This is a genomic window from Flavobacterium sp. AG291 (assembly GCF_003350375.1).
In the GTDB taxonomy this organism is placed as follows: domain Bacteria; phylum Bacteroidota; class Bacteroidia; order Flavobacteriales; family Flavobacteriaceae; genus Flavobacterium; species Flavobacterium suzhouense.
This window is the reverse complement of record NZ_QQAR01000016.1, coordinates 46,811-68,679: the sequence shown is the minus strand read 5'-3', so window position 1 is coordinate 68,679 and position 21,869 is coordinate 46,811. Positions and strand designations below refer to the sequence as shown.

The following is a 21,869-nucleotide window of genomic DNA, read 5'->3' as shown; positions in this document are numbered from 1 at the left end:
AGTTTCTGTAAATGGGTATCCTTATTTACCGCAAATATAAACTTTCCTGACCAAATAGCTTATTTTAAAAATATACGGCGCAATCCGGCAATGCTAATTTAATCCTGTTTTTTTCAGCTTCGCCAATAGGATTACCGGTAAGAATAAGTGTTCTTAGCCCTTTCATATTAGCTATCTCTTTCGGAAGCTGAGTAAGTGAATTATGAGCCAGCGATAACATTTCAAGCACCTCAAGCTTAGTGATATCATCAGGCAAAGCGGTAAGCTTATTATGATCGGCCATTATGGTTTTCAGCTGTTTTAATGAGCCTAAAGTTTTAGGAAAATTGCGCAACTGATTGTATTCTATATTTAAGTCTGTAAGCGATTTCAGTTTCAGCCATTCGTTATCAAACTCATTAAACTGATTGCGTCCAATATGTAGTGTTCTTAATTTTTTAAGTTGTGAAATGCTCTGTGGCAAATAACTTAACTGATTATTATCTACAGTAAGTACTTCGAGGTTACTGCATTTGCCAATGTCTGTAGGCAAAGATGTAATTAAATTCTCCGACAGGTGAAGCGACTTCAGTTTCTTTAATTTTTCAATTTCGTCGGGTATTGTAGCAATATCATTATCAGAAAGGTTAAGTGCCTGTAACGATTTAAAAACACCAATTTCCGACGGTATATATTTAAGCGTATTACCCTGAAGATTTAATATTTCAAGATGGGTTAGTTCAAACAATGGCTCATCCCAGTGTTCCAGGTTGTTCCCCATTAAATTGATAAAGCGAAGCTCTTTTAGCTGCCCTACTTCATTGGGTACCGAAAAATAATGCCTGTCCCTAAGGTTAAGCTGGGTAACACCTGTTGCTTTTAAAGCATCGGCAACACTATAATAAACCGGTGCTTTTATAGGGTTAACAGCCTGAGCAAATGTGGTAATTCCCCAAAATGCAGAAATAGCCAAAAGCAATACCGAAACGGTTTTTTTATTCATTTTCATAAAATCAAAAAAGGGCCGGTATAATGGCATACCGACCCTGAAAAAATTAATCAACTACTTAGTTTTTCTTAATAAGTTTATAAGTACCTGTTTTGTCTCCAATGTGAACATTCACGATATAGATTTGCTCACCAGATGCAGAAAGGTTTATATCAAGTTTTTGGTTTCCACCTATAGATTGTCCTTTAGTTTCAGAAACTTTTCTTCCAAGCATATCATATACTTCAACAAGAACATCGCTACCAGCCTCACCGTTGATGTCTACAGTAACTCTACCTTCAGTTGGGTTTGGATATAGGCTAACCATTCCTTTAAGAGGGTTTTCAGTACCAAGAATCTCTTCAACAACGATATACTCAACTTTAACAACCTCAGGGCTTGTACCTGCAACGTTAGATGTTGTAAGCGTTACATTATAAGTACCAGGAGTAGCATAAGTTACAACAGGGTTTTCTTCAGTAGAAGTCGCCGGATCACCGCCTTCAAAAGTCCAAGACCAGCTTGTAGGGTTGTTTGTACTAAGGTCTGTAAATGTTACAGTTTCACCTTCGTTAACCGTAGTTACGTCAGCTGTAAAATCAGCAGCCGGAGTATGAGCACCAAGATTAGCATCAAGAGCGAATACTATTGCAGCAGAAGCGTTAAAGGTAACATCTCCGAAAGTAGCATCCTGTTGAGCAGCATTGTTACCGTTAGGGTGTTGTACAGAGAAGAATCCGTATTTAAAGTCTGGCGTAAATGTAAGTCCTGTTGGCTCAGCACCAGCCGGCATTGAAGCAAAAAGCTCAATTTTAGGGTTGCTTTGTGTATGGTTAGGACGGATTACCCAAATGTAGTTAAGACCACCATCCTGAAGAACCCAAAGGTTACCTTTATCGTCAAAAGTAAGGTTATCATTACCATCAGCCCATGGCTCAGTTACAGCTCCGTTTGGTCCGGCAATAGTATAATCCATACCTCCTGCAAAAGTTTCAAATTCTGATATAGTAAGACCATTATCTCTAAAGCTGTAGATACGGTTTTTACCTTTACTTGTAAAGTAGATTTTCCCGTCGATTGGGCTAATCTCACAATCTTCAACACCGTTAAAGTTAGTACCACCAAGAGTACCGGCAACAGTTCTAAGGTTGTTACGGTCTGCCTGAGTTGTGTTAGGTACTAATACCCATGTAGCAGTAGCAGAACTTGGCTCATCGTTAGAAAGCGCCAAATCTAATTTAAGAACATATACCTTACCTGAAGTGAAGTTATTAGGAGTATCTGCAACAAATTTGTATACACAGTGTGTACCACCATCTTCACCATAATAAGCTGTTGTACCATCCGGAGTGATTACAATGTTCTCGTGGTTCATTCTGCCAAGAGCCCAAAGTTTCTCTTTTTTGTTGTTTCCGTAATCTTTAACAGAAGCTGTTACAGGATCGATTTCTACAAACCATCCTAAATCTTCATAACCATCACCGTTAGCATCACCTGCAGCTGTATCTTCTTCAGTAGTTATAACAGTTCCCCATGGAGTAAGACCTCCTGAACAGTTTCTTGAAGTAGTAACAAGATTTGCATCATACATATCAACAGCTTTAGAATCGTCAACTACCCAAAGTTTAGTTTCTTCATCTAAGTGTATGTTTAGCATTGAAACACCGCCCGGAGTATTTTCCTGATTAACAGAAAGGTGTCCTACAGTGCTGCTTCCTCCGGTTGGAACATAAGCAGTAAAATCGTGGTTACCGGGAACAGTACCTGTACCTGTCATATAGTTTTCACCTTCTTTAAAAAGAAGCTGGTAACGGAATTCAGGAGCTATGATTAGGTGATCAAGCTGAGCTGTTGGAGCGATTGAGCTAAAACATCCGATATGTGGTTCATCACAGCTAATAGCAAGATCTGCATTAGTGTTTCTGATAAACATATCAAATCCTATATCAGAGCTTGAACCGTCACGATTGTGAACCTCAGCTGAGATTCTGTTAAGTCCTGTAGTAAAAGCTGATTTAGGCACCTGAAAAATATAGTATCTTTTTTCGTTTGCACCATCAATTGTAGAAGATGAGAAAGTCATGTAATTTGTTGGCTCTGCCGGCATATTGTCTCTAAAAACCTCAACTCCGTTTACATAAACAATAACACCATCGTCTCTTCTAACACCAAACTCTACCATTTCAGTAAGAGTAGAAGCGTTAACTTCTATATCTCTATAAAAATAAGAAGTAATGAATTTATTTCCTGAATCAGGACCATAAGATATTACCGTAGCTGTAGGATCTCCATATCCAAGTGGAGCATTTCCTGACAACCATCCTGCATTTGCAGCAGTTGGCATATTCCAGTCTGTAGCATCCTGGCTTGTACCATTATCAAGGTACTTCCATTGTGACCCCTTGCTTACAGGGTAACTTCCAATCTGAGCATAAATTGCAGCTGAAAGCAATAGAGCACTTACACTAAGTAAACGTTTTTTCATGATGTCAATTAGTTTTTGTTTTATAAAGACAAAATTATATTCGCTATATTTCCTTAGCCTGAAGAGTCTCTTAAGAATTGATTATCTAATGGTTTGGTTTTTAAACTAAACTTTAATTAATCACGTGTATATTAAACGAAAAACCGGGCTTAAGCCCGGTTTTCTTAACATTTAAAAAACTATCTTTTTACAGGAACATCATTTAAAGAGTTTATAAAAGCAATTAGTTCTTTTTTCTCTTTAGCCGTTAGATTTAAAGAGTCCGGAGAAAGTGTCTGATTACTAACATTCAATCCAAGACCACCTCCGCCACCATTGTTATAAAAATCAATTACCTCGTCCAGCGTACCATAAGCCCCGTTATGAAAATATGGCGCAGTGAGCCCGGCATTCCTAACCGTATTTGTTTTAAATGATTTTTCATAAATCCACGCATACTCAATAAGTAATGCATTTGACCATCTTCCCTCATCCGAATCAAGTCTAGGCTGTTTAGCTTTAGGATCTGCCAATACTCCTAATATCTCACTTTCATTCTCACTATATAAAGGAGGAACAAGACCAGCAAAAGTTGGCACAAAATGACAGGTTGCACAATTTGCCTTACCCATAAACAAATTGAATCCGTTTTTAACCTCCTGACTCAGGACATCCGATTCTCCTCTGATATATTTATCAAAATCACTATTAAAGGAACGTAAGGATAGTACGTAAGAAGCCAAAGCCTTAGAAAACTTCTCTCTTGTAATCTCACCTTTTCCGTACACTTCTTTAAACTGTGTTTTATATTTAGGGCTTTCAGCAAGTTTTTTAAGGATTGCCGAATAAGCAGTATTAAACTCATCAGCATTAAATATTACGTGTTCAGCCTGCTGTTCCAATGTAAAAGCACGCAGGTCATAAAAATAACGATCGGCATAAACCGCATTTATTAAAGTAGGTGCATTACGAAGAACCGTTTTACCTTGAACATTGCTTAATGATTTAGGCATACCATCAGCAAATCCTTTTTCCGGCTGGTGGCAGCTGGCGCAATTCATTTTTCCGTCTCCGCTAATTGCAGTATCATAAAACAGAGCCTCACCAAGTTTACGCAGCTCAGCACTATCTTCACCCGCTTTTAAATCTGTAAAAAAGTAAGGATTCAGAAAATCGTTACCAAAAATTGATTTACTCTCCGGATTCCAGGCAGCCGTCTGTTTTAGAAACTGAGACGGATTACCTGATTCAATTTCACCCAAACGTCTATATAAAGGATCGATATACTTCCTGAAAATCTCAAGACGATCAAGCGTTTCAAAAGAATCGTTCTTATCAAGGTAACTTATAGCCCCATCAAATAAATTAAGTATAGCTTTAACCTGCTCCTGACTATAACTTTCGGCAACAAAGGCCTTCATGCCTTCAAGCGAAGATTTTGCTTCCGGAATAACATTCAATGAGCCTGGCGTATCAAATCCGGTAAGTCCCAATGCATATAATCTCACTAACTGCAACCTGAGTGCAAAAATATTTTCCTTACCTGCTGTTTTGGTATTCATACTGTCAAAAAGCAGAATATAACTATTGTTTAACTTTTTAGCCAATGCCGACACTTGCGCTTTTTCATTTGTTACCTCATCAGAAAAAACCAACTCATCCAACACCTGCAATCCTTCCGGAGCCAATACTACCGGACTGGTGCCTGATTTTTCGATATGCAATAAGGGAGCTCCGTTAAAATGTTCATTTACGTATTCAGGATAATTATATGCCAGATAAAATTCAATCTTCTTGTAACTGATACGGGTGCTGGCCAATGCATTTCTTAGAGAGTCAACACTAACTTTTCCAGCACGAAAATCGGCAGCAGTTTTATCTAAAAGCATAGCCGCTTCTTTAAAATCAGCAGTAAACTGAGCAATAGCTAACGGATACTCTTTATATTCTGATTCAGAGGTAAATGATAAAGATAAAGCCACCGAACCAGCCATTATCCACGCGATGAAATAATATTTAAGTTTACTAAACATACTAAACGTTTTCTTTAAAACGCCAAACTTACCCCCTTAATAAAATGATGATGTTAATGAACGATTAAATAATAATTAACTTCTTCTTCAACACTCTTGAAGATCCTAAATATTCTTTGTCGAATAAATCTTTCAAAAAAATTCAAGTAAAAAATTTAAAAATAAAAATACCCTTACAAAAAATAGCTGCAATATAAATTTAACAATATAATTAAGAGTTGTTAGATTTAAAAACTTATTTCATTCACAATTATTTAACAAATTACTCAAAAACCCTTTATTTATAAGTATAAATGGAATAAAATCCAAGTCTTACACTCAACAATTCTCATGCATAGAAAGTCAGTATTTTCACTCAAAAAATAAACATAATTCAAAAAAAAACAACATTAACAACGAGTGATAAAACTAATTAACACTTTACGTGAATTTATTTTATTTTTTTGTTAATTTTGAGAATTAACTTAGCTAAACTTAAATACTATGAGGAAAATTACTTTGATGCTTATTGCGTCTTTGCTATCTTTCTGTAGCTATGGGCAGCTCGCCCTGGAAGAGTTTGAGTCCGCATGGACAGGAACTCCTGCAGCACCACCTGGCGGCTGGGCAGTATACAGTGAGATAGGAACCATCACATGGGTTCAAACTACAGCAGGAAACACTACCACACCTGCTTATTTGGGGAGCCATGCTGCTTACCTTAACCGGGAAAACGTAGCACCGTCTGCCCCAATACCTTCTAACTGGCTTATTACAAAAGCCTTTAATGGCCCTGCCAATGGTCAGCTTGAATTTTATTCTCGTTTAACAGTATTGGGCGACCAGGGAGGTACTTACAAGATTATGATTGCAGTAGACAATCCTGCACTACCTGTACAAAGCTTAACATGGGTAGATCTTGTAGCTCCTATGGGAGAACTTGCTATGAATCCAACACAAACGGAGTATGTAAACAAGGTATTCCCTGTTCCTGCTACTTATGTTGGACAACAAATCCGTATCGCCTTTATTATGCAGGGTGATAACATGGACCGTTGGCTGATTGATAATGTAAGAGTGGTCTCTCAATGTAGCCTGCCATCAACACAATCAGTAAGTAACGTAACCACTTCAGGTGCTAACTTAAACTGGGTAAGTCCTAATGGTGTAACGACATTTGAAATTGAAAATCTTCCTGCCGCTAATGCTCCTACAGGTACTGGTATTACTTATAACGGATTACCGCCGTATGCACAGGGTGGACTTACAGAAAACACACCTTACAAATTTTATATACGCTCAATATGTAGTGATGGAGGGCAAAGCGACTGGATAGGTCCTTTCTTTTACAACACAGCCGCTACAGGTGCAATTTGTAGCAATCCATTGGTAATTCCAAGTACATTACCATACACTACAACCAATAACACTGTAAACTTTGCCGATACCTATGAAGGTATTCCTGGTACAGGGTGTAATGCTACAGGGAACTACCTTGCCGGTAATGATGTAATATATTCATATACACCTACTACCAGTGGAAACATTTATATAAGCCTATCGGGTACAGGCGGAAATGCAGGATTGTTTGTTTATGCAAACTGTACTTCAATAGGTGTTAGCTGTCTTGCCGGTGTAACAGCTTCGGCTACTGCTGCCGGTGTGATACCTACATTTGCAGTTACTGCTAATACTACATACTACATAGTGGTAAGTACAAACGGAACCCCACAAACTACTCCTTATACATTAATATTACAACAGGTAAACTGTGCCGCTCCTACAGGTCTTACGGCAAGTGGGCAGACACCAACATCAGCTCAACTTTCATGGGCTGCAGGCACAGCTACTTCATGGCAAATTGTAGTGCAAACACCAGGCAGCGGATTACCAACCGGAGCAGGGCAAACTGTAACGCAAAATACTAACCTTCCTGTTTCTTCAACTATAGGGAGCAGCAACATCCAAAACTTCACTGAAGCCACGAACTATGAATACTATGTAAGAGCAGATTGTGGAAACGGAACTTATAGTATCTGGACCGGACCTTTTGCTTTTTCAACTACTCAGGTTCCGGTAGCCCTAGAGTACAATCAGAATTTTGATGGGCCGGCGGCTCATGGATTCTCGATCAACAATGGTACACAGGCAAATAAATGGTATGTAGGAGGAGCTACTTTCAATAGCCCTACAAACTCTTTATATATAAGTAACGACAATGGTATTACTAATGCTTACACCATAACTACAGCGTCTGTTGTACATGCATTTAGAGATATTACTATTCCTGCAGGTACAGGTCAAATCAGTGTATCTTTTGATGTTAAAGCAGGTGGACAAAATAATACTGACTACATTAGAGCATGGCTGGTACCGGTTAGCTTTACACCTACGCCGGGCACTCAAATTACAGCAGCAAACAGTGGTGGGGTTCAGGTAGGTGGAAACTTCCATCTTTACCCAACATGGACAACTGTAAATAATACGGTAAACGTTTCTGCGATAACAGGTACAAGAAGACTTGTATTTGAATGGAGAAATGATGCCTTTACAGGTGCACAACCTGCCGGAGCTATAGACAATCTTAATATTAAGGTTGTAACATGTCCTGCCCCAACAGGACTTACTATGGCTTCAGCAACACAATCGAGTGCGACATATACATGGACAGCTCCTGCCGGAACTCCACCTGCAGGTTATGACTATTACTATTCTCAAAACTCTGCTGCAGGACCTACTGCTACTACAACTCCGTCGGGAAGTGTAGTAGGTGGTACAACAACTACAGCAACCATATCGCCTTTAAACCCTTCAGAAACATATTATATGTGGGTAAGAAGCAGCTGTGGAACAACAGACAAGAGTTTCTGGATAGGCCCGGTAGCTGTTGTAGTTCCTCAAATTCCGGCAACTTTAAATCTTGTTCAGAATTTTGATTCAGGAGCCCACAACTTCTCACTTAGCAATGGAACTCAGCCTAATATTTGGGTTGTTGGATCGGCAACAAGTTTAAGCCCATCAAACTCTTTGTATGTAACTAATGACAACGGCGCTACTAACGGATATAATGTTAACCTTGCATCTGTAGTTCATGCCTACAGAGATATTACTATCCCTGCAACTGCTGGTGAAATATCAGTAACCTTTGATTACAAAACTGTGGGAGAAGCAGGATGGGACTACATCAGGGTATGGATGGTACCAACTACTTTTGTACCAACTACAGGAACACAAATTACAGCAGCTGCTGTAGGTTCGGGAGACAGGGTACAACTGGGAGGCAACCTGCAAACCACTCCTGACTGGACAAATATTTCATTTGACACTCCGGTTGCTACTTACCAGAACCAGACAAGACGTTTAGTATTTGAATGGAGAAATGACGGTATTTTAGGTGCGCAGCCTGCAGGTGCAGTTGATAATATCAATGTATCTGTAGTTACCTGTCCTAAACCGGCTAACCTTACTGCAACTAACGTTACAAGCACTAATGCAACACTAGACTGGACAGAACCGGGATCGGCAACCAACTGGGAAGTTGTTTACATGCCTGCAACCGGCGCAGTAGCTCCTACTGCAACAACAACAGGAACTCCAGTTACAGGAACAAGCGAACTTACACCAGCTGTAGGTACGTTTATGCCTGGTACACAATATGTATTCTACGTAAGATCCATTTGTGGTGGCACTGACGGAAACAGTAAATGGGCAGGACCGTTTACCTTTGCACTTAAACCGGCAAATGACGACTGTGCTAATGCTACACCTGTGCTTACAAATCCGGACTTAAACTGTACGAATTTTGTAAACGGAAGTATTTTAGGTGCCACTGCGTCTACTGAAACTACTACGTGTGGCGGTACTAAAGACGACGATGTTTGGTTTACATTCGTAGCTACTAACACAGCCCACAACATCAACCTGAACAATGTAACAGGAAGTACTACCGACCTTTTCCACGTTGTATATTCAGGAAACAACTGTGGTGCATTAACTCAGCTTTACTGTAGTGATCCTAATAACAGCGTGGCTAATAACCTTGTTGTAGGACAAACTTATTACATAAGAGTATATTCATGGACTGCAACCGCAGGACAGACATCAGCATTCCAGGTATGTATCACTACTCCGCCACCACCGCCGGCAAACGACGACTGTGCAGGAGCAGTTACTGTACCTGTAAATCCTACTTTAGTATGTTCTGATACTGCAGCCGGAACGATCTATTCTGCGACAGCTTCACCGGAAGCAAATACTTGTGGAGGTACTGATGATGATGACGTATGGTTTAAATTCGTAGCCACTAATGCAACTCACAGAATCAGCCTTCTAAACATTACAGGGGGTACTACAGATTTATTCCACGTGCTTTACTCTGGTACAAACTGTGGAGCTCTAACGCAATTATACTGTAGCGACCCTAACGATAGCTGGGCTAACAACCTAACTGTTGGACAAACCTATTATATACGTATATATTCCTGGACTGCAACAGCAGGACAAACATCAGCATTTAATGTGTGTGTAGGAACTCCACCTCCACCTCCTGCAAATGATGAATGTGCCGGTGCGATAACGGCTCCGGTTAACCCAACTATGATATGCGAAGATGTAGTAGACGGAACTGTTCAATCGGCAACTGCATCTCCTGAAGCAAATACATGTGGTAACGTTAATGATGACGATGATGTTTGGTTTGAATTTGTTGCTACCGGCACAGCGCACATTATAGAACTTAAAAATATTACAGGTTCTACAACAGATCTTTACCACGCTGTTTATGTTGGTGATGTATGCGGTACATTAACACAATTGTACTGTAGCGATCCTAACTATAGCCTTGCTACAGGTTTAACTGCAGGACAAACATATAAAGTAAGGGTTTGGACTAATACAGCTACACTTAACCAGACAAGTGCCTTCCAACTATGTGTAAGCACTCCTCCACCTCCTCCAACAAATGATGAGTGTGCGACTGCTATCACTGTACCGGTTAACCAGGACTCTAACTGTACGCTAACAGCTACTGCAAGCGTATATGGTGCAACAGCATCACCTGAAGCAAATACTTGTGGAAATACTAATGACGATGACGACGTTTGGTTTAAGTTTACAGCAACTCATACAACTCACCTGATATCTTTAACTAATATTATAGGTAGTACAACCGATTTATACCATGTTCTTTATTCAGGTACTAACTGTAGTACTCTTACTCAGGTATATTGTAGCGACGCTAACTCAAGTGTTGCAAGCGGTCTTATTGTTGGAAACGAGTATAAGATCAGAGTATACTCTAATGCAACAACAGCTCAAACTACACAGTTTGATGTATGTATAAGAATTCCTAATACGCCTATAGTTGTTAACCCTAACTTATACACTGTAGATCAGTTAGTAAATGAAGTTTTAATCAACTCAGAATGTGCTCTTGTGAGTAACATTACGTCTGTATCACAGTCAAATTTTGGTGGAGCAACAAGTATCAGTTATTTTGACGCTAATGGTGCTACTTTCCCATTCTCTTATGGGGTTGTACTTGCAACTAGTGATGCTGTACTTGCTCAGGGACCTTATACAGGTACTAATACCGGTGGTGGTGCATTGAACTGGGTAGGTGATGCCGACCTGAATGATATTATCGTTGCCAACAACCCGGCACAGGTAAATGGTACTCAAAATGCAACGCTTCTTGAATTTGACTTTATTCCGCTAACGAATAAATTTACATTCGACTTCCTGTTTGCATCTGCTGAATATGGTACATTCCAATGTACATTCTCTGATGCGTTTGCATTTATCCTTACCGACTCAGATGGTAATGAACAAAACCTTGCTGTTCTTCCTAACACTAACATTCCTGTGAGTGTTACCAATATTAGAGACTCGCAGTACAACACAGGTTGTGGTTCTCAGAACGTTCAGTATTTTGGACAAATGAACCAAACGGATCCGATGGCAGCAGCTATCAACTTCCAGGGGCAAACAAAACCTCTGACAGCAGAAGCCGATGTTATACCAAATACAAGTTATCATATTAAGCTTGTTATTGCCGATTACTCAGATTCATTATTTAACTCTGCCGTATTCTTAGGAGGTGGTACATTTGATATTGGAGAAATCGACATGGGTGGTAACCTTACTGTAGATAACGGAACTGCACTTTGTGATACTCAAAGTAAAACCCTTGATTCCGGCCTTGTTGGTGATCAGTACAACTATGCATGGTACAAAGACGGTGATCTTATCCCTAATGCTGACCAGCCTACTTATGAAGTTACCGAATCTGGTACTTATGGTGTAGAGGTTACAATAGATAATATCTCTTGCTCATATGAAGGTATCGTAGTTGTTGAGTTCTATACTCCGGTTAACGAACTTACAGGAGACCCTGTAAATCTGGTTCAATGTGACGCTTCTGGTTTCAGCACTTTTGACCTGACTCCAAATGTAAATGCGCTACTATCGTTACCTACAGATCCAGCTAACTTTGATGTTTCTATCTATTTAACTGAGGATGATGCTAACAATGCTGTAAACGCTATCGACCCTGCTACATATACTGCTTTTGCAAATACTACTGAAGACCTTCAGACTCTTTGGACAAGAACAGTATATAATGTAACAACTTGTGTTGGTATTAAATCATTTGATCTGGTAGTTCAGGATCTTACTCCTCAATACACCATTGATAGTGATTTCTCAATATGTGACGGAACATCTGACACTATTGATGTGGTGATTACAGACACTGACCCTAATCCTGTAACGTATACATGGACTAAAGACGGAAATCCACTTCCTGACACTACTCCATCAATAACAGTTACAGAAGGTGGAGCATATACGGTAGTTCTTGACAGAACAGGATGTTCAACAAGCGCGACAGTTAACGTTGTGGTAACTCCAATTCCTGTTGCAGACGCTCCTGCTAATGTGGCAATTTGCGGTGGCTATACTTTACCTGCACTTAGCCCAGGAAATGGTTACTTTACTTTAGCTAATGTTCCTGTTAATGCCGGTGAGATTATTACATCTTCACAAACATTGATTGTTCGTGCAGAAAGTGGTACTACTCCTAACTGTACTTCTGAAAACACATTTACTATTACTATTACGCCTAACCCAGTAGTTGCATCTCCGGGTGACCAGATTGCTTGCGATAGCTACGAGCTTCCTGCACTTGTTCATTCAAGCAACAACTACTATACTGGTCCAAACGGAACAGGCACTATGCTTAGTGAAGGTGATGTAATTACAAGTACTCAGTTAATTTATATATATGAAGAAACAGGTGGTACTCCAAACTGTTTTGGTGAAGAAAGCTTTACAGTAACTATTACCCCAACTCCTGTGGTAGACACACCTGGTGATGTAAGCGTTTGTGATAGCTATGTGCTTCCGGCTCTTACTACAGGAAACTATTATACTGGTCCTGGTGGTACAGGTAATCCGCTTGCAGCAGGAGATCTTATTTCTTCTTCTCAACAGATTTATGTATTTGCCCAAAACGGAAACTGTTCTGATGAGCATATGTTTACTGTAACTGTAACTCCTACTCCGGTATTTAGTCTTGGAGAACCTCAGTCTTCTTGTGTTGCTTCTAACATCACTATAAATGTTAGCGGAGCCAACTTTAATCTTGGTGATGCTACCTATGAGTGGTCTCTTGAAGGAGCTCCTCTAACTGGAGGAAGCAGTATAGTTGCTTCAGGATTCGGAACATATACCCTAACTGTAACTGTAAACAACTGCACTCATTCTGAAAGCGTTCTGGTAAGTCAAAATACTGCCCAGATAGATCTTCTGATTGTTGATGGTTGTGAAGGTGGAGAGTTCATGATCGAAGTGACAGATATAGATGGTTCATTCAACATTGATACAGCCACTTACTCATGGACAGGCCCTAATGGATTTACATCTGCCGCACGTAAGTTTGCTGCTCCTTCATCAGGTGAATACTTTATAACCATTACTACACCTGATGGATGTATTGGAGAAGACTCTATTGTGATTTCAGACACCAGCTGTGATATTCAGAGAGGTATATCACCAAACGGTGATGGATACAACGATGCATTTGACCTTTCTACTCTTAACGTTAAAAAACTGAGCATTTACAACCGTTATGGTCAGGAAGTATATACTAAAAACGATTATAAGAATGAATGGGTTGGTCAAACCAATAAAGGTGATGAATTACCAACAGGAACATACTTCTATATGATAGAACGTTCTACAGGTGAATCTACTACCGGTTGGATATATATTAATCGTCAAAATTAATTTTTGTAACTTTTAAACACAAATAAGTTATATACATTACAAAGGGCTGCCTATTAGGCAGCCCTTTATTTTTATACATTATCAGCTATTTAATATATAAATAATTCCTACTTTTAAAAAAGTTAAAAATAACAATTAATCTATAAAACAATAATTATATAACAAATAACTCAAAAGTGTTAAAGAAAAAAGACAGAAAAGTTCAATTTTAATTAACCTCCTATTTAATCTTTAGATAACTTTGCCCTCAAATTAAGCTAACGTTATAATTATGAGGAAATTTACATTGATGATCATAGTATCATTACTGTCTTTTTGTACTTATGGGCAGCTTGCTATGGAAGGATTTGAATCTCCATGGACAGGTACCCCGGCAGCTCCCCAGGGAGGTTGGGTTGTATACAATCAGATAGGAAACATCACCTGGAAACAAACCGTTTTAGGTGATACTAACACCCCTGCTGAAACAGGATCTTATGCAGCATACCTGCAAAGAGAAAATGTATCACCGGGAGCACCTATACCCACAAACTGGTTAATTACACCACAGTTTAACGGTCCCTTAAATGCTAAATTAAACTTCTCTTCACGACTTACAGTTCTTGGAGATCAGGGAAGTATTTACAAAATTAAGATAGCGATTGTTACTGATTCATCAGTACCCGTACAAAACCTTCCATGGGTAGATCTTGTAGCCCCTATGTCGGAATTTGTACTTAACCCTACACAAACCGTTTACAATCAAAAATCATTTGCTCTTCCTGCTGCCTACATAGGTCAGCAAATCCGTATAGCATTTATAATGGAAGGTGACAATATGGACAGATGGCTCATTGACAATGTAGAAGTTGTTACTCCATGCGATCCTCCTTCTAATCTTAGTGTGGCAAACATTACCACCAATAGTGCGGTACTAAATTGGTCTGGTAATGCCGGTACTCTATCATGGGAAATTGAGAACTTACCGGCTTTAGGTATACCAACAGGCACAGGTGTAAGTTATTCAGGAACACTTCCATATACACAAGGTGGGCTAACAGAAAATACTGATTACAAATTCTATGTACGATCTGTTTGTACAGGCGGAGTAAAAAGTGACTGGATAGGTCCATTCCCGTACTCAACTAATGCTTTGGGTGAATACTGTTCTGACCCAATAGTTATACCTACCGTATTACCTTACAGCACTACAAATAACACAGCTAACTTTGGCGACCATGTAGACGGAACACCAGGCACAAGTTGTGTAGGTACCGGAAACTACCTTAATGGTAATGAAGTAATATACGCATATACTGCTACTACAAACGGAAATATCAACATCACACTCTCTAATACAGGAGGTGCTGCAGGTCTTTTTGTTTACAATTCATGTTCATCTATAGGAACCAGCTGTCTTGCCGGAGCAGTTGCATCTGCTTCTGCTTCTGCAATCATACCTTCTTTTGCAGTAACTGCTAATACTACATATTATTTTGTAGTAAGTACAAATGGTACTCCTCAAACAACACCTTATACATTAACAGTTCAGCAGGTTGCCTGTAACGAACCCACAGCTCTTACCGCTAACGGAAACACGTCAACGTCAGCAAACCTTTCATGGAACAGTACTGCTACTGCATGGCAAATTGTAGTGCAAAACGCAGGTTTAGGACTGCCTACAGGTAACGGGCAAAATGTAACCCAAAATACAAACCTGAATATTACTGCTACAACAGCAGGTGTAAGCTTTAGTCCTGCTACTAATTACGAATACTATGTAAGGGCAAACTGTAATAACGGCACCTATAGTATCTGGTCGGGCCCTTTTGCTTTCTCTACAACTCAGGTCCCTGTTGCTTTACCATATATTGAGAATTTTGACGGTACTACACATGGCTTTTCTATTGTAAACGGAAATCAGGCTAATAAATGGTATGTAGGCAATGCTACTGCTAAAAGTCCTGCTAACTCTTTATATATAAGTAATGATAATGGTTTAACAAATGTATACACCATAACTTCTGCATCAATAGTTCATGCATACAGGGACGTGATAATCCCTCCAGCTGTTGGTCAGCTTAGTGTATCTTTTGATTTAAAAGTAAATGGCCAAAGTAATGCCGACTTTGTAAGAGCATGGCTTGTACCTACAACATTTGTGCCTACAGCCGGTACTGCGATAACGACTGCTAATAGCGGTGGAATTCAGGTTGGCGGTAATTTACAGCTTACTCCGGACTGGACACTACAAAACCTTGTAGTAGAAGCTGCCGCCCTTTCAAACTCTACCAGAAGACTGGTATTTGAATGGACTAATAACACTGCTGTAGGGACACAAACACCAGGAGCTATTGATAATCTTGCTGTAAAAGTTATCAGTTGTTCTTCGCCTACAGCTCTTACGCTTGCTTCGGCAACACCAAATAGTGCTACATTTAACTGGGTAGCACCAGGAGGAACTACACCATCAGAATATGAATATTACTATTCAACAACCACAACTGCTCCTACAGAAACCACTGTGGCTCAAGGAAGCGTATCAGCCCCTGCAACTAGCGCTACTATACCATCGCTCTCATCTTCGCAAACCTATTATGTATGGGTTAGAAGCAGCTGTGGTGCATCTGGAAAAAGTTTCTGGACAGGACCTGTATCAGTAATTATACCTCAGGTACCGGCGAATCTTGACCTGACACAAAACTTCGATGGACCTAGCCATGAATTTTCTTTCCTAAACGGAACACAGATAAACAAATGGGTGGTAGGCTCGGCAACAAGCAGTAGTGCTGCAAAATCATTATATATTACAAATGATGAAGGCCTGACTAATGGTTATGCTAACAGTTCACCGGCATGTGTTGTTCATGCATACAGAGATATTAACATTCCTGTAGGAGCAACAGAAGTTGCAATTGAATTTGATTTTAAATGTCTGGGTGAAAATGGAGCCGGATCTCTTCCTGTAGACTACATGAGAGTATGGATGGTTCCGGTTACTTTTGCACCAACACCAGGAACACAAATTATAGCAGCAGGAGCCGGCTCCGGTGACAGAATTAAAGTAGGCGGTGATCTTAACAATTCACCTGAATGGACAACAAAATATCTTGCCACTCCGGTAACCGCTTATGCAGGAACAACCAGAAGACTGGTATTTGAATGGAGAAACGACTTTAACAACGTTGGCCTTCCGGCAGCCGCTCTTGACAACCTTAATATAAAGGTTGTTACTTGTGACAAGCCTATAAACCTGGCGGTAAAAAATGTTACTAACACAACAGCGACTTTAGACTGGGATCAGACAGGTACGGCATCGAACTGGCAAATACTTCTTTATGAGGCTGAGGGACACACACCTCCATCAGCTTCAACTTCGGGAGTTCCTTATGCAGGAATAAGCGAATATACACTTACTCCGGGAGCTGTTACTTACGGAACACAGTATGTATATTACATAAGAACCATGTGTGGTAGCACAGTAGGAAACAGCCAGTGGGCAGGGCCATTCTATTTCACATTAAGACCTGTTAATGATGATTGTAGCACACCTACACCAATAACAGTTAGTCCTGATTTAACATGTACTAATTTTGCATCAGGTAATGTTTATGGTGCAACAGCTTCAACAGGCATAACTACCACTTGTACCGGAACTCCGGATGACGATATATGGTATGAGTTTGTTGCTACAAGCCCTTCTGTAAATGTAAACTTTAGTAACATAACCAACTCAACACAGCTTACCCATACACTATACTCTGGTAACTGTACCGCTTTATCACAAGTTACGTCTTGTGGTACAATAACAGCAAATGCTACTACGCATACTAATTTAGTAGTGGGTCAGACATATAAATTAAGAATCTGGACATTTACGTCGACACCACTGCAAAAAACAACATTCCAGTTGTGTCTTACCACTCCGCCTGCTCCACCGGTAAATGATGAATTTGCAGGTGCATTAACGGTTCCTGTAAGTCCTAATTATGACTGTGAAAATCCATTGTCAGGTAGTGTAATTTCGGCTTCACAGTCTTCTGTACCTCTTATTTGTACAGCAACAGGATTAGTTGCTTCAAACGACGTTTGGTTTAAGTTTGTAGCACAAAACACTACTCACAAAATCAAGATTACAGGTATAAATGGATCTACAACCGATATGCTTCATGAACTACATGCTGCGGCAGGTACTGCTACCACGCCTTTATATTGTAGTGATGCAGATGAGAGTTTTGCTAATAACTTAACTATTGGTCAGACATATTACATAAGAGTTTATACAAAAGTGGCTAATTCGGCAACTATTAAACAAAACACAACATTCAGCGTCTGTGTTGGTACACCACCACCGGCACCTGTAAATGATGAATGTGCTAATGCTATTGTTGTACTTACTAACCCTACAACTGTTTGTGACAATATCGTAAATGGAACTATCGCTTCTGCGACAGCTTCACCTCAGGCAAACACTTGCAGCAATACAGCAGACGATGATGTATGGTTTGAATTTGTAGCAACAAGCACAGCCCACATTATAGACCTTAAAAACGTTAACTCAGGTACAGATGATCTTTACCATTCAGTTTACCAGGGTAGCGCATGTGGATCGCTTACACAACTTTATTGTAGCGACATCAACCAGAGTCTTGCGTCCAATCTTACAGTTGGCGAAACTTATAAGATAAGAGTATGGAGTGCTACTTCTACTCCAAACCAGAGTTCTAAATTCCAGCTTTGTGTTAGTACCCCACCACCACCGGCACCTAATGATGAATGTGCTAATGCTACTATACTACAGGTAAACCAGGATGCAAACTGTAATTTAAGTACTGTTGCTAACGTATATGGAGCTACAGCATCTCCTGAACCTAACACATGTGGAAATACAAATGATGATGATGATATTTGGTTTGAATTTACAGCGACTCATACTACACACCTAATCTCGCTATCTTACATTACCGGTACTACTTCAGATTTGTACCACGTGGTATATTCGGGAGATCAGTGCGGCTCATTAACACAACTGTACTGTAGCGACGCAAACGCAAGTACTGCGGCTAATCTTATTGTAGGCAACACCTACAAAATAAGGGTATACAGCAATACTACTGATCCTAACCAGACATCTCAGTTCAATATCTGCGTGAGAGTTCCTAACAGTCCTATAGATGTTATTACTGACACTTACAGTATAGAGCAGCTTGTTAGTGAAGTACTCATAAATTCAGAATGTGCGCTTGTAAGCAACATTACATCTAAATCTCAGGCAGATCAAAATGGTGTGGCAAGTATAGCTTATTTTGATGCTAACGGTGCTACTTTCCCGTTCAATTATGGAGTGGTTATGTCTACAGGTAATGCACTATTAGCAGAAGGTCCGTTTGTAAACAATACAAACATAGCTTCAGGAAGCACGACATGGCCTGGCGATGCAGAACTAAACAATATTACTGTTGCTAATGATCCTACTCAGACTGCAGGAACTAACGATGCATCAATTCTTGAATTTGACTTTGTACCATTAACAAATAAATTCAGTTTCGATTTCCTTTTTGCTTCGACTGAATATGGTTCATATCAGTGTGACTTTACTGATTCATTTGCCTTTATATTGACAGAACCAAACGGCAACAAGAAAAACCTTGCGGTAATACCGGGAACAAATATTCCGGTAAGTGTTACAAACATTAAAGATGGTCAATATAATGCTAGTTGCGGCTCTCAAAACATAGAGTATTTTGGTCAGAATAACTTTGTGCAGCCTCTTGGCGCAGCAATTAACTTTAATGGGCAAACTATTCCTATGAAAGCTGAAGCAGATGTTGTTCCAGGAGAAATATACCATATAAAACTGGTTATTGCAGACTACAGGGACAGAGCCAGAGCTTCTGCCGTATTCCTTGGCGGAGGTAGTTTTGATATTGGAGACCTTGATCTTGGTGGAGATTTATTGGTTGCTAACGGAACTGCACTTTGCGATACCGAAACACATACTCTTGACAGTGGAATGACAGGCTATCAATATGATTATACCTGGTTTAAAGATGGTATCGTTATACCAGACGCGACCGAGTCTACTTATATAGTTACTGAGCCGGGAACCTATGGTGTTCAGGTAAGCATGGATAATATATCTTGTACCTATGAAGGTAAAGTAGTTATTGAAAACTATACATCTATTAACGAACTTACAGGAAATCCTGTAAACCTTACCGCATGTGATGCTTCAGGTTTGAGTACTTTTGACCTGACTTCAAATGTAGATGCGCTGCTTGCACCGTTAACAACTCCTGCTGATTATAGCATTACAATTCACTTAACTCAAGATGATGCCAACAATGGAGTAAATGCTATTGATTCTGCAACCTATACTGCTTTTGCCAATACAACTGAAAACCTTCAGACACTTTGGACCAGAACGGTATATAAAACAACAACTTGTTATGGCATTAAACCTTTTGACCTGATTGTTCAGGATCTTACTCCTGTATATACTATCACGCCTGATTACTCAATTTGTGAAGGAACTTCAGGAACTATCGAGGTTGTAATTACAGATACTGATTCAACCCCGGTAACTTATACCTGGACTAAAGACGGAGCTCCGCTTGCCGAAACTACCGCTTCAATTACAGTTACTGAGGCAGGTGCCTATACTGTAGTTCTTGACAGAACTGGATGTACTGCTACTGCTACAGTTAATGTAGCGGTAATACCTACACCGGTTGCTGATGCTCCGGCTGACGTTACTGCTTGTGGCAGCTACGAGCTTCCTGTACTTAGTGCAAATAACAATTACTATAATGCAACTACTAATGCACTTGTTGTTGCAGGTACTGTTATTACTGAAACCACAACATTTAATATAGTGGCTTCAAGCGGAACTACTCCTGAGTGTACAGCTCAAAACACATTTACGGTAACAATTAACAATACACTTGTTATTCCTGCCATAGATGATGTTACTGCTTGCGACAGCTATACTCTTCCTGCTCTTGCAATGGGTAATTATTACACTGAAGCGGGTGGACCGACAGGTACTGGTACACTACTAAATGAAGGTGATACTATTACTGCTTCGCAAACCATATATGTATATGCCGAAACAGGCACTGTACCTAACTGTACCGCAGAAATCAGTTTTGAAGTTACTATAACTACTTCACCGGTTGCTGATGCTCCGGCTGATGTAAATGTTTGCGATAGCTATGAGCTACCTGCGCTTACTACAGGTAATGAATACTACGCAGAACAAGGTGGTATGGGCAATCCTATCCCTGCCGGAACGATATTATCTGCAACACAAACTATATATGTATTTGCTAAAAATGGCAACTGTACAGATGAGAATGCATTTACTGTAAACATCACCCCTACTCCTGTATTCACTCTGGGTGCCCCACAAGCAGCTTGTGCAGCTTCTAACATTACTATAACTGTTAGTGAAACTAACTTTAATGAGGGTGAAGCTACTTATGCATGGACCCTTGATGGTTCTGCTATAGATGGTGGTAGCAGTATTGTTGCTTCAGGATTTGGAATCTATACACTAACGGTAACTGTAAATAATTGCACGCACAGCGAAAGTGTGGAAATCACTCAAAATAATGAGCAGATTGACCTGTTGATTATTGATGGCTGTGAAGGTGGCGATTACATGATTGAAGTTACCGACGCAGACGGATCATTCAATATTGATACAGCTTCATATTCTTGGACAGGACCTAATGGATTTACATCTACAGCCCGCGAGTTTGTTGCTCCATCAGCAGGTGAGTATTTTGTGACTGTTACAACTGCCGAAGGTTGCACCGGTGAAGACTCAATCATTGTTTCTGATACAAGCTGTGAAATACAAAGAGGTATCTCTCCAAACGGGGATGGTATGAATGATGTATTTGACCTTACAGCGCTTAACGTGAAAAAGCTGAGTATCTTTAACCGTTACGGTCAGGAAGTATACAGTAAAAACGATTATAAGAAAGAATGGGGTGGCCAGACCAACAATGGAAACGAACTGCCTACAGGAACTTATTTTTATGTTATTGAACGTGCTACCGGCGAAAACAATACCGGCTGGATATATATTAACAGACAGCAATAAGAACCAGAAATTTTTAATTTAAAAGAGCCGTTTTACAACGGCTCTTTTTTT

General features: G+C 39.9%; 5 protein-coding genes. 2 read left to right on the top strand and 3 right to left on the bottom strand.

All coding sequences use genetic code 11. From position 1 onward, the window contains the following. Positions 1-64: 64 nt before the first annotated feature. The 3 genes from DEU42_RS15380 to DEU42_RS15370 form a co-directional block, all read right to left on the bottom strand. Positions 65-982, bottom strand: coding sequence for a leucine-rich repeat domain-containing protein (locus DEU42_RS15380; RefSeq protein ID WP_233506711.1), 918 nt, complete (start codon positions 980-982; stop codon positions 65-67). Positions 983-1,046: 64 nt separating this feature from the next. Then, on the bottom strand, positions 1,047-3,452 hold the full coding sequence (locus tag DEU42_RS15375) for an alkaline phosphatase PhoX (RefSeq protein WP_114759215.1): 2,406 nt from the start codon (positions 3,450-3,452) through the stop codon (positions 1,047-1,049). A 179-nt stretch (positions 3,453-3,631) separates the two neighbouring features. Next, complete coding sequence (locus DEU42_RS15370) at positions 3,632-5,464, bottom strand: cytochrome-c peroxidase (RefSeq protein ID WP_114759214.1); 1,833 nt, start codon at positions 5,462-5,464, stop codon at positions 3,632-3,634. 483 nt (positions 5,465-5,947) lie between these two features. Between DEU42_RS15370 and DEU42_RS15365 the strand changes: the two genes are divergently transcribed. Both DEU42_RS15365 and DEU42_RS15360 read left to right on the top strand, forming a co-directional pair. Beyond that, positions 5,948-13,729, top strand: a complete 7,782-nt coding sequence (locus tag DEU42_RS15365; RefSeq protein ID WP_114759213.1) for a choice-of-anchor L domain-containing protein — start codon at positions 5,948-5,950, stop codon at positions 13,727-13,729. A 271-nt stretch (positions 13,730-14,000) separates the two neighbouring features. Further along, positions 14,001-21,818 carry a choice-of-anchor L domain-containing protein gene (locus DEU42_RS15360; protein ID WP_114759212.1) on the top strand — a complete coding sequence of 2,606 codons (7,818 nt, stop codon included), beginning with the start codon at positions 14,001-14,003 and terminating at the stop codon, positions 21,816-21,818. Positions 21,819-21,869 lie beyond the last annotated feature (51 nt).